The organism is Burkholderia sp. NFPP32, assembly GCF_900119325.1.
Taxonomy (GTDB): Bacteria; Pseudomonadota; Gammaproteobacteria; order Burkholderiales; family Burkholderiaceae; genus Burkholderia; species Burkholderia pyrrocinia_C.
This window is the reverse complement of the sequence record NZ_FPJP01000008.1, coordinates 209,972-225,670: the sequence shown is the minus strand read 5'-3', so window position 1 is coordinate 225,670 and position 15,699 is coordinate 209,972. Positions and strand designations below refer to the sequence as shown.

Sequence of the window (15,699 nt, the reverse complement as noted above, 5' to 3'; positions counted from 1 at the left end):
TCCGCGTCGATCCGACAGCCCCATGTCCGATCCGGCACACACTTTGTACGCTTTCGTACCGCGTCGGCAGTCCGTTGCCAGTATCGTGAAAGCATGCCGGAATCCGTCACGACGAAATATCAGACTGTGGCACCACGAGCATGAACGGGATCGGTACGAATCGCTCGGCATCCACGGGCGGGCGACTGGACGCCACCGCACGGCACGCGGTTCAGCCGGATCATCGACATGCCGCGCATCGATCTGACGAGAACATCATGCTACGAAGCATCAAGGAATTGCACGGAAGCGCGGTCCGCGCGAAGGACGGCGACATCGGACACGTCATTCAAGCCTACTTCGACGACGACAACTGGTGCATCCGCTACCTCGTCGTCAAGACGGGCGACTGGCTGCATGAGAGGCGGGTGCTCATCTCGCCCTACTCCGTCAAGCACACCGACTCCCGATCCAGCACGCTGCATGTCGACCTGACGCGCCATCAAGTAGGAGACAGCCCGAATCTGGACACACGCAAGCCGCTATCCCGTCAACACGAGGTCGAATACCTGCGGTACTACCATTACCCGCCCTACTGGGGTGGCCCGAACCTGTGGGGCATGGGCGCATACCCTGCGTTCCATTCTGCCGCCCTGTCGCAAGATTTCGAGGCTGGAAGTCCGCTGCCCACTCGCGCAACGCCGGCCGACGCGGGGGCCGACGCGCCCGCAGACACACCGACGGATACGCATCTGCGCGGCACCGGCCGGGTCAAGGATTACCGGCTCGAAACCACGGCCGGACGCATCGGCCGCGTGTCCGACTTCATCTATGACGATGAAGCCTGGGTGATCCGCTATCTCGCAATCAGTACGCGGAACTGGTGGTTGACCACCAAGGCAGTCCTGATCGCGACGCACTGGCTCGACCGGGTGGACTGGGCCAGGGAAACGGTATCAACCGCGCTCAACCGCGACTCGATTCGCCAGAGCCCCGAATACGACGATTCGCAGCCCGTCTATCGAAGCGACGAGATTGTGCTGCATCAGTTCTACGGCAAGCACGGCTACTGGTTGAATGCCGATTCGTCCACGGCCCGCGGTACGCTTTGATGCCGCGGCCTCTGACTGCGTGAAATCCTGCGACGCTCACGCTTGTCCGTCCTGAACGCGTTATCAGTTCGTACCGGAGAAGATCCATGTCTGCTTTCATGCCCGTGATCTCGGCCACGCAATTCATCGAACTGGTCAATCAGCGTCTGCCCTCGCATCACGTATTCAAGGCCGGGATGCGCGTGTTTCTCGTGAGGCCGGCATCCGCCGACGCCGATGCGACCGAGTTCGACTATTCACCGAGGACGCGCCGGGCGAGCGGCGTGGTCATCCATGTCGTCGACCATGTGAAATCCCAATTCCTGGTCGAGCCGGACCTGAGGCTGGCCGGGCCCGGATAGCGCCGTTCGATGCGCCCACCGGTCGAAGCCGACCCAGATTCCATCTCGTCCGTTGACCCGCTGCCTCCGAGCGCTTCCATCAACCCCACCGCGTCGACCATCCTCTCCGCCTGCCCGCTCGATACCGACAGCGGAACCGCCGGCGCCGCTTGCGTCAGTATGGCCACAATCTGAAGCCAGAACAGGCAGTGCAGTTGAAGGAGTTGCTGGCCGCCAATCGGTCGCTGTTATGCGTCTACGTGCTACGCGACGAGCTCAACCGGCTCTGGTTCTACCGAAAGCCGGCCTGGGCGGACAAGGCTTGGGGGCAGTGGTTCGAACAGGCCTCAGCAAAGCGGGATCGCCGCCTTGCAAAAGTGCGCCGAGCGCTTGCAGAGCTACTGGCACGGAATCGTGACTCGCTGCCGCCATCCGCTCAATACCAGCGTTGTCGAAGGCATCAACAACACCATCACGGTCATCAAGCGCAGGGCTTACGGGTGCCGCGACGAGGAGTACTTCTTCCTAAAGAGCCGCGTCGCCTTCCCCGGAATTTCGCGTTGAATCAATAAAAAACCCGCGAAGCCTTGCGGCTATCGCGGGTTTGCGGCAATCCATGGAACACCGTGGAAGCGAATCTGGTGGGCCCGGCGGGGTTCGAACCCGCGACCAATCGATTATGAGTCGACTGCTCTAACCGCTGAGCTACAAGCCCTGATGAGATACGACGCGTGCTACACGCAGCCCCGGCAAGGAAGCCGGGCCGGCATTGTAACAACAAAGGAGACGAACGCCACCGGCATCACGCAGATGCCGGCGGCGTTCGCAGGAGAAACGCTGGAAATCAGTTCCCTTCGAGGAACGACTTCAGCTTGTCGGAACGGCTCGGGTGACGCAGCTTGCGCAGCGCCTTGGCCTCGATCTGACGGATCCGCTCGCGCGTGACGTCGAACTGCTTGCCGACTTCCTCGAGCGTGTGGTCCGTGCTCATCTCGATGCCGAAGCGCATCCGCAGCACCTTCGCCTCGCGCGGCGTCAGCGAATCGAGCACGTCCTTCACGACGTCCCGCATGCTTGCATGCAGCGCGGCATCCGCCGGCGCGACCGTGTTGGTGTCCTCGATGAAGTCGCCGAGATGGGAATCGTCGTCGTCACCGATCGGCGTTTCCATCGAGATCGGCTCCTTCGCGATCTTCATGATCTTGCGGATCTTGTCTTCCGGCATTTCCATCTTCTCGGCGAGCGTTGCCGGATCCGGCTCGAGACCGGTTTCCTGCAGGATCTGCCGCGAGATGCGGTTCATCTTGTTGATCGTCTCGATCATGTGAACCGGAATACGGATCGTGCGCGCCTGGTCCGCGATCGAACGCGTGATGGCCTGACGGATCCACCACGTCGCATAGGTCGAGAACTTGTAGCCGCGACGGTATTCGAACTTGTCCACCGCCTTCATCAGGCCGATGTTGCCTTCCTGGATCAGGTCGAGGAACTGCAGGCCGCGGTTCGTGTACTTCTTCGCGATCGAGATCACGAGACGCAGGTTGGCCTCGGTCATTTCGCGCTTCGCCTGGCGTGCCTTCAGTTCGCCGGCCGCCATCTGGCGGTTGGTTTCCTTCAGGTCCTTCAGCGGCAGCACGACGCGCGCCTGCAGGTCGAGCAGGCGCTGCTGCTGTTCGCGGATCGCCGGAACGTTACGCGACAGTACCGCGCTGTACGAATGGCCTTCGGCCATGATCTTCTCGGCCCAGTCGAGGTCGGTTTCGTTGCCCGGGAAGCGCGCGATGAATTCCGAACGCGGCATGCCGCACTTGTCGACGACGATGTGCAAGATCTGGCGCTCGACCTGACGCACTTCGTCCACCTGAGCACGCAGCGTGTCGCACAGGCGTTCGACGGTACGCGCGGTGAAGCGGATCGTCATCAGTTCGGTCTGGATCGTTTCCTGCGCCTTCAGGTAGGCCTTCGACTTGTAGCCTTCCTTTTCGAACGCGCGGCGCATCTTGTCGAACCACTCGCTGATCTGCGAGAACTTCTCGAGCGATGCGCGCTTGAGGGCTTCGAGCTGGGCGGCGTTGGCCGATGCCTGTGCGGCACCGTCATCCTCCTCCTCTTCCTCTTCTTCCTCTTCCTCTTCGGCTTCCTCGTCCTCGTTCTCGATGGCTTCCGCTTCCTTCGCGGAGAAGCCGTCCGTATCGGCGGAGTCCGAAGCATTCGGATCGAGCAGGCCGTCGACGAGCTCGTCGACGCGGATCTCTTCGTTCGCGACGCGCTCGGCCATCGCGAGGATGTCGGCGATCGTCGTCGGGCACGCGGAAATCGCCATCACCATGTGGCGCAGGCCGTCCTCGATCCGCTTCGCGATCTCGATTTCACCTTCGCGCGTGAGCAGCTCGACCGTGCCCATTTCGCGCATGTACATCCGGACCGGATCGGTCGTGCGGCCGAATTCCGAATCGACGGTGGACAGCGCGACTTCCGCTTCCTCTTCGACTTCATCGTCCGATGACGCGGCCGGCGCGTTGTCGTTCAGGAGCAGCGTTTCCGCGTCCGGCGCCTGCTCGTAGACCGCCACGCCCATGTCGTTGAACGTGCCGATGATGCCTTCGAGGGCTTCGGTCTCGGTGAAGTTGTCCGGCAGGTGATCGTTGATTTCGGCGTACGTAAGGAAGCCGCGCTCCTTGCCGAGCTTGATCAGCGCGCGCAGCTTCACGCGGCGCTCTTCGAGCTCCTCGGCCGTGCCCGGCGTGCTCGTCGCGAACGCTTCCTTCAGCAGCGCCTTTTCCTTGGCGCGACGATCGCGCACCTTGGATTTGCCCGGTGCAGCCGCGGCTGCGGGCTGCTCGTCGCTCTGATTTGCGTCGTCGTCGACGGATACTTCGTTCAGCTTTTTGGTCATGGAGTTCGCCGTACCGGCTATATCGACTCGCGGCTGCTGGACGACAGCCGGTTGAACCGTGGGTGCATGAGTAGTACGTACTGCCGTTTCGTCCGCGGCGGCAGTCGTGTCCCTTGCGCTTTTCGCACTTGCCCGCTTCGCCGCCGGCTTGGCCGGCCCGGAGTCGGGTCTGGCGGCAGCCCGTGTTCTGGCTGCCGGCGCCGGCGCAGCCTGAGCAGTGCCGGCCGCGGTTTTCTTTCCCGCAGGGGCTGACGATGCTGAAGACGTTGTCCTGGTGGAAGAAGCAGACTTGGCCGCTGTGACCTTCTTGGTCGGCTCCGTCGAGCCCTTGCCTGTTGCTTTCTTTCCGCCTGTCGTCTTTGCCATCGCGATTCTCGCCTCTGCTTGGAAAACAAACCGCTGGAAACCTTATATTATAGCACGCTGGGGAACCCTCTCTAAGCGCCCCGGCCGCCTACAGCCCGAGCCGACGCTTCATGTCGGTTCGCTGCTGGTTCAATTCCGTCAATTCGGCCAATTCCTCGGGTGTGAAGGTGGATTGCCGCGCCAGCCGATCGAGCCGGTCGCAGCAGGCGTCATAGCGCATCTTGAGCACCGCCGCCTGCAGCTCCTCCCCCGCGATCCGTTCCTGTTCGCGCTGCCGCTCGGGCACCGTCTCGTCTTCCGGATTCTGTAACAGCAAATCGCGGACGTTTTCATCATAGTCCAGAATTTCGCGGAAGATTTCCTCGTAAGTCGCCCCGTTCGAGGACGTCCTCAGGACATCCGACAGCAGCCGGAACTCCGCGCCGTCGCCCAGCGCACGCGCATGATCGACGACTTCGGCGAACAGCTCGCCGATGCGCGGCAACGCGCGCAGGGTCGCAATCTGTTCGTCGTCGAGCTGCGATGCGATACGCGGATGCATCACCAGCGTGCGCAACGCACGCTTTTCGCTGTCCGTCACGCGGCGCCGCTCGCTGCGCGCGGGCGCCTGGCGCGGCGGCGCCGCGATCCGCGCGTCGACGTCGGATAAACCCGCGACCTCTTCGAACGGGATATCGAGGCGGCCCGCGAACATGTGCATGATCTGCGCGCGCAACGCGTTCGCGGGCAGTGCCTGCAGCAGCGGCTTCGCGTCGAACAGCGCCTTCGCGCGGCCTTCCGGCTGATCGAGCGCCTTGCCGGCAATTGCTTCGTTGAGCAGAAATTGTGACAGCGGCATCGCGCGCTCGACCTGTTCGGAAAACGCATCCGCGCCGAACTCGCGCACATAGCTGTCCGGATCATGCTCAGCCGGCAGAAAAAGGAACCGGATCGTGCGGTTGTCCGCCGCATGCGGCAGGCACGCCTCGAGCGCGCGCCGGGCCGCACGCCGCCCGGCCGAGTCGCCGTCGAAACTGAAAATGACCGTGTCGGTCTGGCGCAGCAACTTCTGCACGTGAATCGGCGTGCACGCGGTGCCGAGCGTCGCGACCGCGTTCGGAAAACCCAGTTGCGCGAGCGCGACGACGTCCATGTAGCCTTCGACGACCAGCACGTACTTGCGCTCGCGAATCGCGAGCCGCGCCTCGAACAGCCCGTACAGCTCGCTGCCCTTGTTGAACAGCGGCGTTTCGGGCGAGTTCAGGTATTTCGGCTCGCCGCTGCCGAGCACGCGGCCGCCGAAGCCGATCACCTGCCCCTTCACGTTGCGGATCGGGAACATGATCCGCTCACGGAACCGGTCGTAGCGGCGCGCGACACCCTGCGCATCGGTTTTCTCGCTGACGATCACGAGCCCCGACTCGACGAGCGACTCGTCGCGATAGTCGGGGAACGCGGTTTCGAGGTTCTGCCAACCGTCCGGCGCATAACCGAGACCGAAGCGCGCGGCGATCTCGCCGGTCAGGCCCCGGTTCTTCAGGTACTGGATCGCGACGGTCGCGCCGCGCAACTGCTTGCGGTAGTAATCGCACGCGGCAGTCATCGCATCGGACAGCGCGGTCGCGACGGATTTCGACACCGGCGCCGGATAATCGCCGCCCCCGCCTCCTCCGCCGCCGCGCATCGACGGCTCGTGCGGCACGGTCAGCCCGACGGACTGCGCGAGCTCCTGCACGGCTTCCGGGAACGTGAGCCCCGCATGCTCCATCAGAAAGCCGATCGCCGTACCGTGCGCGCCGCAGCCGAAGCAGTGATAGAACTGCTTGGTCGGGCTGACGGTAAACGACGGGCTCTTCTCGTTATGGAACGGGCACAGCCCCATGAAGTTGGCGCCGCCCTTCTTGAGCTGCACGTACCGCCCCACCACGTCGACGATATCGACGCGGTTCAGCAAGTCCTGCAGGAACGAATGCGGAATCACCGTGGGATCGAGCGAAAAAAGACAATACGACGCCCGGCGCACGCAACGCCGCGCGCGCCGGGAACGGGTTTTACTTCGTGAGCGCGGCCTTGACCTGCGCGGAAACGGCCGTCATGTCGGCACGGCCGGCGAGCTTGCCCTTCAGCACGCCCATCACCTTGCCCATGTCCTGCGGGCCGGCTGCGCCGGTTTGCGCGACCGCCGCCTGGACTTCGGCCGCCACTTCGGCATCCGACAGTTGCGCGGGCATGTAGCCGCCCAGCACAGTCAACTCGGCCTGCTCCTTCGCGACGAGGTCGTCGCGGCCGGCGGCCTGGAACTGGCTGATCGAATCCTTGCGCTGCTTGATCATCTTGTCGATCACGGCCGTGATGCCCGCGTCGTCGAGCGTGACCCGATCATCGACCTCGCGCTGCTTGATCGCGGCCATCAGCAGGCGAATCGTCGCCAGGCGCTCGCTTTCCTTCGCGCGCATCGCGGCCTTCATGTCTTCGCTGATCTGCTCTTTCAAACTCATCTTTCACCCGGGATGGAAACGTGAATCCGACGCCCGCGAACGGGCGTCAACACAAAAACCCGCTTGGGACAGTGTCTCAAGCGGGTTGCTCGAATCCGGCATCGGCGACTCGCCGCCTGATCGGCTGCGCGATCACCCGATCGCACGGAGTCGCCGGTGCGCCGCTCAGCGAACCGCGCGGCGCCCAATCGTTCAGTACAGCTTCTTCGGCAGCGTCTGGCTGCGGATACGCTTGTAATGACGCTTCACCGCAGCAGCCTTCTTGCGCTTGCGCTCCGCGGTCGGCTTCTCGTAAAACTCGCGCGCACGAAGTTCGGTCAACAGACCATTCTTCTCGATCGTGCGCTTGAAGCGACGCATTGCAACTTCGAACGGCTCGTTCTCTTTAACGCGAATGATCGTCATGATCCGACACGAATAAAGGTTTGCAGGGAAAGACTACCGAGTATAGCAGAGCGATTGTTCAAAGGCACGGGGCCTGGTCCCGCTAAAACGGGGCTTGCCCGGCCCGTCAGGCGCCGCGCGCATACTCCGCCGCGGCCTGCCCGGCCGCCGTGCCGGACGCCCACGCCCACTGGAAGTTGTAGCCGCCGAGCCAGCCCGTCACGTCCACGGCCTCGCCGACGAAGAACAGCCCCGGCACGCGCGCGCTCATCATCGTCGCCGACGACAGCTCCCGCGTATCGATCCCGCCCTTCGTCACCTCGGCCTTCTTGTAGCCTTCGGTGCCGTTCGGCGTCAGCGTCCAGCCGGCGAGCGCGTCGCCGATCTGGCGCAGCGTCTTGTCGGGCAGGTCCGCAAGCCGTGCGTCGGCCGCGACGCGATGCGTGTCGAGCCATGCGTGCGCGAGGCGCGACGGCACCCAGTCCGCCAGCAGCGAACCGATCTGGCGCTTCGACGTGCGCTTCGCGTCGAGCAGGTCAGCCACCGTGTCGCGCTGCGGCAGCAGGTCGACGCGAATCGGGTCGCCGGGCTGCCAGTAGCTCGAGATCTGCAGGATGCCGGGCCCCGACAGGCCGCGATGGGTCAGCAGCAGGTCCTCGACGAATTCGCCGCCGCGCTTCTTGTCGCCGGTCGATACGCGCACTTCGAGCGACACGCCGGAGAGCGCCGCGAACGGCTCCCAGTCGTGCTGCGCGAACGTGAGCGGCACGAGCGCGGGCCGCGTATCGATGAGCTTGTGGCCGAACTGCTTCGCGAGCCGGTAGCCGAAGTCGGTCGCGCCGATCTTCGGAATCGACAGGCCGCCCGTCGCGACAATCAGTGCGCGCGCACCGATCGGCCCGGCCTGCTGCGTGTCGAGCGTGAAGCCGTCGGCCGGTGCGTGGCGCACCGCGTCGACGACGACGGGCCGGCGCCACGCGATGCCGCCCGCGTCGCATTCGTGCTTCAGCACGTCGATGATCGTGTCGCTGCCGTGGTCGCAAAAGAGCTGGCCCTTGTGCTTTTCGTGCCAGGTCACATGATGGCGCCTGAGCAGCCCGAGGAAGTCGCGCGGCGTATAGCGCGCCAGCGCCGAACGCGCGAAATGCGGATTCGCCGACAGGTAATTGTCGGGGCCTGCGTACAGGTTCGTGAAGTTGCAGCGGCCGCCGCCCGAGATGCGGATTTTCTCGGCGAGCCGCGGTGCGTGATCGATCAGCACGACGCGGCGGCCGAGCTGCCCGGCGACCGCGGCGCTCATCATCCCGGCGGCGCCCGCGCCGATCACGGCGATGTCAAAAGTTTCCATGGCGCGGATTGTACCTGCCCGGCATCGGGCCCGGGCCGCCGCCAGCGGCGGCCGGCCCTCGCCTGCTATACTTTCGGGTTACGTTTACCTTCCTTCGGCGCGCCCCGCCCGCACCCATGCTCGTTCTCGGCATCGAAAGCTCCTGTGACGAAACCGGCCTCGCGCTCTACGACACGCAGCGCGGCCTGCTCGCGCACGCGCTCCATTCGCAGATCGCGATGCACCGCGAATACGGCGGCGTCGTGCCCGAGCTCGCGTCGCGCGACCATATCCGCCGCGCGCTGCCGCTGCTCGAGGAAGTGATGGCGCAAAGCGGCACGCGCCGCGACGACATCGACGCGATTGCGTTCACGCAAGGCCCCGGCCTCGCCGGCGCGCTGCTGGTCGGTGCGAGCATCGCGAATGCGCTCGCACTTGCATGGAACAAGCCGACCGTCGGCATCCATCACCTCGAAGGCCACCTGCTGTCGCCGCTGCTCGTCGCCGAGCCGCCGCCGTTCCCGTTCGTCGCGCTGCTGGTTTCCGGCGGCCATACGCAACTGATGCGCGTGACCGACGTCGGCGTGTACGAGACGCTCGGCGAAACGCTCGACGACGCGGCCGGCGAAGCGTTCGACAAGACGGCAAAACTGATCGGCCTCGGCTACCCGGGCGGCCCGGAAGTGTCGAAGCTCGCCGAAACGGGCACGCCGGGCGCGGTCGTGCTGCCGCGCCCGATGCTGCATTCGGGCGACCTCGATTTCAGCTTCAGCGGCCTGAAGACGGCCGTGCTCACGCAGATGAAGAAGTTCGAGGCGGCGAAGCTGACGGGCGACGCGCTCGAACGCGCGAAAGCCGACCTCGCGCGCGGTTTCGTCGATGCAGCCGTCGACGTGCTCGTCGCGAAGTCGCTCGCCGCGCTGAAGAAGACGAAGCTCAAGCGCCTCGTGGTCGCGGGCGGCGTCGGCGCGAACCGCCAGTTGCGCGAGGCTCTGTCGGCCGCCGCGGCCAAGCGCGGCTTCGACGTGCACTACCCCGATCTCGCGCTCTGCACCGACAACGGCGCGATGATCGCGCTCGCGGGCGCGCTGCGGCTCGGCCGCTGGCCCGAGCAGGCGAACGCCGACTACGCTTTCACGGTGAAGCCGCGCTGGGATCTCGCGTCGCTCGCACGCTGAACCTCGACGTCCCGAGCAAGAAAACCAAAAGGCCGCTCAAAAACGAGCGGCCTTTTTCATCGACGCGGCAAAACGACGCAGTGTTATGCCGCCTGCCGCTTGTCGCGCTCGATCAGCGCATACGCGCTGTGATTGTGGATCGACTCGAAGTTCTCGGCTTCGAGCACATACGCGATCACACGCTCGTCCGCATCGAGACGCTGCGCGACGTCGCGCACGAGATCCTCGACGAACTTCGGGTTCTCGTACGCGCGCTCGGTGACGAACTTCTCGTCCGGGCGCTTCAGCAGGCCCCACAGTTCGCACGACGCCTCTTCCTCGGCGATGCGGATCAGCGCCTCGACCGGCAGGTCGGCCGCGAGTTCGGCATCGATCGTCACGTGCGAGCGCTGGTTGTGCGCGCCGTACTGCGAGATCTTCTTCGAGCACGGGCACAGGCTCGTCACGGGCACGAGCACCTTCAGGAACAGGCGCGTGTCGCCGTTGCGGCTTTCGCCTGCAAGCGTCACTTCGTAGTCGAGCAGGCTCTGCACGCCGGACACCGGCGCCGTCTTGTTCACGAAGTACGGGAACGTGACCTCGATGCGGCCGGCCTCGGCTTCGAGCTTCTCGAGCATCGACGCGAGCATCGCGCGGAAACGCTCGACCGTCAGCGGCGCGCGGTTCTCTTCGAGCAGCGCGACGAAGCGCGACATATGCGTGCCCTTCTGGTCGGCCGGCAGGCGCACGTCGAGATTCCAGACACCGACGCTCGGCTGCACGTCGCCGCTTTCGGTACGCACCGTCAACGGATGCCGGACCGCCTTCACGCCCACGCGCTGAATCGGGATCTGACGGGTATCCACCGTGCTCTGCACGTCGGGCATCACGAAGGCGGGATTCATCTGGTTCATCTTGTTCAATCCTTGTAAGCCGCGCGTTCGACGACGCGCACGCCGCATCATGCGGCAGCCGGAAAAGCAACATGGGCCCGCAGGCCCATGTTTTCCGCATCAATGAAGACCGGTTGCGCCAGTCGCACCAGCGCCGCCCGCGGGCGGCGCCAGCTTATGCGACGCGCTTCGCCTGACCGGCGACATCGGCCGCCGGGTTCAGGAAGCGTTCGCGAATCGATTTCGCGATGCCTGCGCCGTCGAGGCCGCATAGCGACAGCAGCTTTGCGTGGTCGCCGTGATCGACGAACTGGTCAGGGAGGCCCAATTGTAGTACGGGTCGGATAACCCCACTCTCCATCAGGGCTTCCACGCAGGCCGAGCCCGCGCCGCCCATCACGCAGCCTTCCTCGATCGTGACGAGGTAGTCGTGCGTCTCGGCGAGTTCGCGCACGAGCGCGGCGTCGACCGGCTTCACGAAGCGCATGTTCGCGACGGTTGCGTCGAGCTCCTCGGCCGCGGCGAGCGACGGTGCGACCATCGTGCCGAATGCGAGGATCGCGACACGCTTGCCTTCCGGCTGCGCCGTGTGACGACGCACTTCACCCTTGCCGAGCGGGATCTCGGTGAATTCCTTCACCGTCGGCACGCCCGTGCCCGCGCCGCGCGGATAGCGCACAGCGGTCGGGTTCGGCTGCTGCAGCGCGGTGTGCAGCATCTGGCGGCATTCGTTCTCGTCGGATGCGGCCATGATCGTCATGTTCGGGATGCAGCGCATGAACGCGAGATCGTACGCGCCCGCGTGCGTCGCGCCGTCCGCGCCGACGAGGCCCGCGCGGTCGATCGCGAACACGACCGGCAGGTTCTGCAGCGCGACGTCGTGGATCAGCTGATCGTAAGCACGCTGCAGGAACGTCGAGTAGATCGCGACGACCGGCTTGAGCCCTTCGGTCGCGAGGCCGCCCGCGAACGTCACCGCGTGCTGCTCGGCGATGCCGACGTCGTAGTAGCGATCCTTGAAACGCTTCTCGAACTCGACCATGCCCGAGCCTTCGCGCATCGCGGGCGTGATGCCGACGACGCGCGTATCGCGCTCGGCTTCATCACACAGCCACTCGCCGAACACCTGCGTGTACGTCTTCTTCGCGGGCGTGGTCGACGGCTTGATGCCTTCGGCCGGATTGAACTTGCCGGGGCCGTGATAGAGCACGGGATCGGCTTCGGCGAGCTTGTAGCCCTGGCCTTTCTTCGTCACCACGTGCAGGAACTGCGGGCCGCGCAGTTCGCGGATGTTCTGCAGCGTCGGGATCAGCGAATCGAGATCGTGACCGTCGATCGGGCCGATGTAGTTGAAGCCGAACTCCTCGAACAGCGTGGCCGGCACGACCATGCCCTTCGCGTGCTCCTCGAGCTTGCGTGCGAGCTCGAGCACCGGCGGCGCAACGCTCAGCACGCGCTCGACGCCCGCGCGCGCAGCCGCGTAGAAGCGGCCCGACATCAGGCGGGCGAGATGGCGATTCAGCGCGCCGACCGGCGGCGAGATCGACATGTCGTTGTCGTTCAGGATCACGAGCAGCTTCGCATCTTCCGACACGCCCGCGTTGTTCATCGCCTCGAACGCCATGCCGGCCGTCATCGCGCCGTCGCCGATCACGGCGATCGAAAAGCGGTCGTCGCCGTTCAGCTGGCTGCCGATCGCCATGCCGAGCGCGGCCGAGATCGACGTGCTCGAGTGCGCGGTGCCGAACGTGTCGTATTCGGATTCGCTGCGGCGCGGGAAGCCCGAGATGCCGTCGTACTGGCGCAGCGAATGCATCTGGTCGCGGCGGCCCGTGAGGATCTTGTGCGGGTAGGTCTGGTGGCCCACGTCCCAGACGATGCGATCGTTCGGCGTGTTGAACACGTAGTGCAACGCGATCGTCAGCTCGACCGTCCCGAGGTTGGACGACAAATGGCCGCCCGTCTTCGACACGCTGTCGAGCACGAACGCGCGCAGTTCATCCGCGAGCGGTTGCAGTTGGCGACGATCGAGGCGGCGCAGATCCGCCGGGTCGTCGATGGTTTTCAGCAAGTCGTACATCGTCGTTCCATTGTAGGAAATCAAACGCGCCCGCATTCTATTGCACGCACCGTAGCGTGTGCGCGGCGGCGGGCTTTCGCGTCAGCTGACCCGGTTCACTACCAGGTCGGCAAGTTCGGCGAGACGCTGTGCGCGTGCGCCGAACGGTTTCAGCGCGTCGTGCGCTTCGGCGCGCAGTTGCGCTGCGAGCTCGCGCGACGCCTCGAGGCCGAGGATCGAAACGTAGGTCGGCTTGTCGTTCGCCGCGTCCTTGCCAGCCGTCTTGCCAAGCGTCGCCGAATCGGTCGTGACGTCGAGAATATCGTCGACGACCTGGAAAGCCAGGCCCACGGCTCCCGCATAGACGTCGAGCGCGGCCATCGTTTCCGCCGACGGCGTCTCGCCGGCCAGTGCGCCCATCCGCACGGCCGCGCGCAGCAGTGCGCCAGTCTTCATCCGGTGCATCGTCTCGAGCTGCTCGCGCGTCAGCTTGAGGCCGACGCTCGCCAGGTCGATCGCCTGCCCGCCCGCCATGCCGAGCGAGCCGCTCGCAAGCGCAAGCTCGCGCACGAGCGCGGCCTGCTGCACCGGCGACAGCGCAGCGGCGTCGGTCAGCGCGACAAACGCCTGCGACTGCAGCGCATCGCCGACGAGCAGTGCCGTCGGCTCGTCGTACTGCACGTGCACGGTCGGCTTGCCGCGTCGCAGCGCGTCGTCGTCCATGCACGGCATGTCGTCGTGCACGAGCGAGTAGACGTGGATCATCTCCAGCGCCGCCGCCGCCGCATTGCGCGCCGCTTCCGTCGCGCCGGTCAGCTCGCCTGCTGCATGGCACAGCAGCGGGCGAACGCGCTTGCCGCCGCCGAGGACCGCATAGCGCATCGCCTCGTGGAGTTGCGCGGGCATCGCGGTTTCAGCGGGCAGATAGTGACCGAGTGCGTCCTCGACACGGTCAAGCACGGACCGCATCCATTGTTCGAATGTCATAGATCGTCGTCTTCGCCGTCCGTGGCGGCCGTTCCGGACGAAAGCGGCTTCAGCGTCGCGCCGTCGAGCACGCGAACCTGCTGCTCCACTTTCTCGAGCTGCTGTTGGCAAAATGCAACGAGGGTCGCACCGCGGCGGTACGCCGCCAGTGAATCCTCGAGGCTCAACGCGCCGCCTTCCATCCGGGCAACCAGCGTCTCGAGTTCCGCGAGCGCCATCTCATAATTGTCCGGCAACGGTTCGGTGCCATTGCCGGGCGGCGTGGCGCCTGGGGATGCGGTTTTCGCCATGGACGAGGGTGTCAAATTTCAAAACAAGTCGGACATTCTACGGCAAAAGAGAATTCTCCGATCTGCCGACTTGGGCACCTGGCACATATTCCGGCCCCATCTCCGGCACACAGTGTGCGCCTGGCGATTGTCTCCCGACAAAAAATTGACACAAATCAGGCACTTAATCCTGGCCTTGCGAGGCGAACCGGGTATAATTCCCCGTTTCCCTAAATCGATTTTTCGATGGTTGGGTTGTTCACTGCTTTCACGCTAACACCGGGAGTGGGAATGTCCAATCTGAGCGATGCGCTTCAGTTGAAGTCGGCTCACAGCCAGCTTCCAGTCACTGCATATTTCGATGAGGCGCTACTCGAGCGCGAGATCGAAACCCTCTTCAAGAAAGGACCTCGTTACGTCGGGCATGAGTTGATGGTGCCCGAGGCGGGGGATTATTTTGCGCTGCCGTCCGAGAAGGAAGGCCGCGTGCTGGTCCGCAACCAGACGAACCGGATCGAACTGCTGTCGAACGTCTGCCGCCACCGGCAGGCGATCATGCTCAACGGGCGCGGCCACGCGCAGAACATCGTGTGCCCGCTGCACCGCTGGACGTACGACCTGGAAGGCGAGCTGCTCGGCGCGCCGCACTTCCCCGACAAGCCGTGCCTGAACCTCGGCAAGAGCCCGCTGCAGAACTGGCAGGGGCTGCTGTTCGAGGCCGAAGGCCGGAATGTCGCGCGCGACCTCGCCAATCTCGGCACGAAACATCACTTCGACTTCTCCGAGTACCACTTCGATCATGTCGAAGTGCACGAGTGCGATTACAACTGGAAGACCTTCATCGAGGTCTACCTCGAGGATTACCACGTCGTCCCGTTCCACCCGGGCCTCGGCAGCTTCGTGTCGTGCGACGACCTCAAGTGGGAATTCGGCGACTGGTACAGCGTGCAGACGGTCGGCGTGCACAACGCACTCGCGAAACCGGGCAGCGCGACTTACCAGAAATGGCACGAGCAGGTGCTGAAGTTCCGCAACGGCGTGCCGCCGGAGTTCGGCGCGATCTGGATGGTCTACTACCCGGGCCTGATGATCGAGTGGTATCCGCACGTGCTCGTCGTGTCGTGGCTGATCCCGCGCGGCCCGCAGAAGACGACCAACATCGTCGAGTTCTATTACCCCGAGGAAATCGCGCTGTTCGAACGCGAATTCGTCGAGGCCGAGCGCGCCGCCTATATGGAAACGGCCGTCGAGGACGACGAAATCGCGATGCGGATGGACGCAGGCCGCCATGCGCTGATGGCACGCGGCGAGTCGCAGGTCGGCCCGTACCAGAGCCCGATGGAAGACGGCATGCAGCACTTCCACGAGTTCCTGCGCCGCCACCTCGGCGACATCTGATGGCCGGTGCGGCGCTTTGACGCCGCACCGCATCCGGCAGACGAAAAGACGGGCTTCGGCCCGTCTTTTTTTGTT

Annotated in this window: 13 protein-coding genes, 1 tRNA gene and 1 pseudogene; 5 read left to right on the top strand and 10 right to left on the bottom strand. The window is 64.7% G+C overall.

Features of this window, described 5'->3' with window-relative positions; genetic code table 11:
* Nucleotides 1-257: 257 nt before the first annotated feature.
* The 3 genes and pseudogenes from BT264_RS18175 to BT264_RS18165 form a co-directional block, all read left to right on the top strand.
* The gene (locus tag BT264_RS18175) at nt 258-1,091 is read left to right on the top strand and encodes a PRC-barrel domain-containing protein (RefSeq protein ID WP_072439432.1); all 834 of its coding nucleotides are present in this window, start codon (nt 258-260) and stop codon (nt 1,089-1,091) included.
* A gap of 86 nt (nt 1,092-1,177) precedes the next feature.
* Entirely contained in the window at nt 1,178-1,432 is a 255-nt protein-coding gene (locus BT264_RS18170; protein WP_072439430.1) for a hypothetical protein, read from the top strand.
* An 89-nt stretch (nt 1,433-1,521) separates the two neighbouring features.
* Nucleotides 1,522-1,975, top strand: a pseudogene (locus BT264_RS18165) (transposase); the annotation flags it as partial.
* Between the two features lie 75 nt (nt 1,976-2,050).
* Here BT264_RS18165 and BT264_RS18160 read toward each other — a convergent pair.
* The 6 genes from BT264_RS18160 to BT264_RS18135 all read right to left on the bottom strand — a co-directional run bounded on the left by BT264_RS18160 (nt 2,051) and on the right by BT264_RS18135 (nt 8,882).
* Nucleotides 2,051-2,126 (bottom strand) — tRNA-Ile (locus tag BT264_RS18160).
* A 129-nt stretch (nt 2,127-2,255) separates the two neighbouring features.
* Nucleotides 2,256-4,673, bottom strand: coding sequence for an RNA polymerase sigma factor RpoD (rpoD, locus tag BT264_RS18155; protein WP_072439428.1), 2,418 nt, complete (start codon nt 4,671-4,673; stop codon nt 2,256-2,258).
* 88 nt (nt 4,674-4,761) lie between these two features.
* The gene (dnaG, locus tag BT264_RS18150; RefSeq protein ID WP_072439426.1) at nt 4,762-6,633 is read right to left on the bottom strand and encodes a DNA primase; all 1,872 of its coding nucleotides are present in this window, start codon (nt 6,631-6,633) and stop codon (nt 4,762-4,764) included.
* Nucleotides 6,634-6,703: 70 nt separating this feature from the next.
* Nucleotides 6,704-7,150: a GatB/YqeY domain-containing protein gene (locus tag BT264_RS18145; RefSeq protein ID WP_006479409.1), complete on the bottom strand. Its 447-nt coding sequence runs from the start codon at nt 7,148-7,150 to the stop codon at nt 6,704-6,706.
* Nucleotides 7,151-7,342: 192 nt separating this feature from the next.
* Nucleotides 7,343-7,555, bottom strand: coding sequence for a 30S ribosomal protein S21 (gene rpsU / locus BT264_RS18140; protein ID WP_006479415.1), 213 nt, complete (start codon nt 7,553-7,555; stop codon nt 7,343-7,345).
* Between the two features lie 106 nt (nt 7,556-7,661).
* Nucleotides 7,662-8,882, bottom strand: a complete 1,221-nt coding sequence (locus tag BT264_RS18135; RefSeq protein WP_072439424.1) for a BaiN/RdsA family NAD(P)/FAD-dependent oxidoreductase — start codon at nt 8,880-8,882, stop codon at nt 7,662-7,664.
* 116 nt (nt 8,883-8,998) lie between these two features.
* Here BT264_RS18135 and tsaD point away from each other — a divergent pair, with 116 nt between their 5' ends.
* Nucleotides 8,999-10,039: a tRNA (adenosine(37)-N6)-threonylcarbamoyltransferase complex transferase subunit TsaD gene (gene tsaD / locus BT264_RS18130; RefSeq protein WP_072439421.1), complete on the top strand. Its 1,041-nt coding sequence runs from the start codon at nt 8,999-9,001 to the stop codon at nt 10,037-10,039.
* An 83-nt stretch (nt 10,040-10,122) separates the two neighbouring features.
* Here tsaD and folE2 read toward each other — a convergent pair whose 3' ends face one another.
* The 4 genes from folE2 to BT264_RS18110 all read right to left on the bottom strand — a co-directional run bounded on the left by folE2 (nt 10,123) and on the right by BT264_RS18110 (nt 14,247).
* Nucleotides 10,123-10,932, bottom strand: a complete 810-nt coding sequence (folE2, locus tag BT264_RS18125) for a GTP cyclohydrolase FolE2 (protein WP_072439515.1) — start codon at nt 10,930-10,932, stop codon at nt 10,123-10,125.
* A 154-nt stretch (nt 10,933-11,086) separates the two neighbouring features.
* The gene (gene dxs / locus BT264_RS18120; protein WP_034185198.1) at nt 11,087-12,991 is read right to left on the bottom strand and encodes a 1-deoxy-D-xylulose-5-phosphate synthase; all 1,905 of its coding nucleotides are present in this window, start codon (nt 12,989-12,991) and stop codon (nt 11,087-11,089) included.
* 81 nt (nt 12,992-13,072) lie between these two features.
* Nucleotides 13,073-13,957, bottom strand: coding sequence for a polyprenyl synthetase family protein (locus BT264_RS18115; protein WP_034185197.1), 885 nt, complete (start codon nt 13,955-13,957; stop codon nt 13,073-13,075).
* Complete coding sequence (locus tag BT264_RS18110; RefSeq protein WP_006479428.1) at nt 13,954-14,247, bottom strand: exodeoxyribonuclease VII small subunit; 294 nt, start codon at nt 14,245-14,247, stop codon at nt 13,954-13,956. Before BT264_RS18110 ends, BT264_RS18115 begins: the two co-directional genes overlap by 4 nt.
* Before the next feature lie 270 nt (nt 14,248-14,517).
* On the opposite strand from BT264_RS18110, the gene BT264_RS18105 reads away from it, so the two are divergent.
* Nucleotides 14,518-15,624, top strand: a complete 1,107-nt coding sequence (locus BT264_RS18105) for an aromatic ring-hydroxylating oxygenase subunit alpha (RefSeq protein ID WP_072439419.1) — start codon at nt 14,518-14,520, stop codon at nt 15,622-15,624.
* The last annotated feature ends 75 nt before the right edge of the window (nt 15,625-15,699 follow it).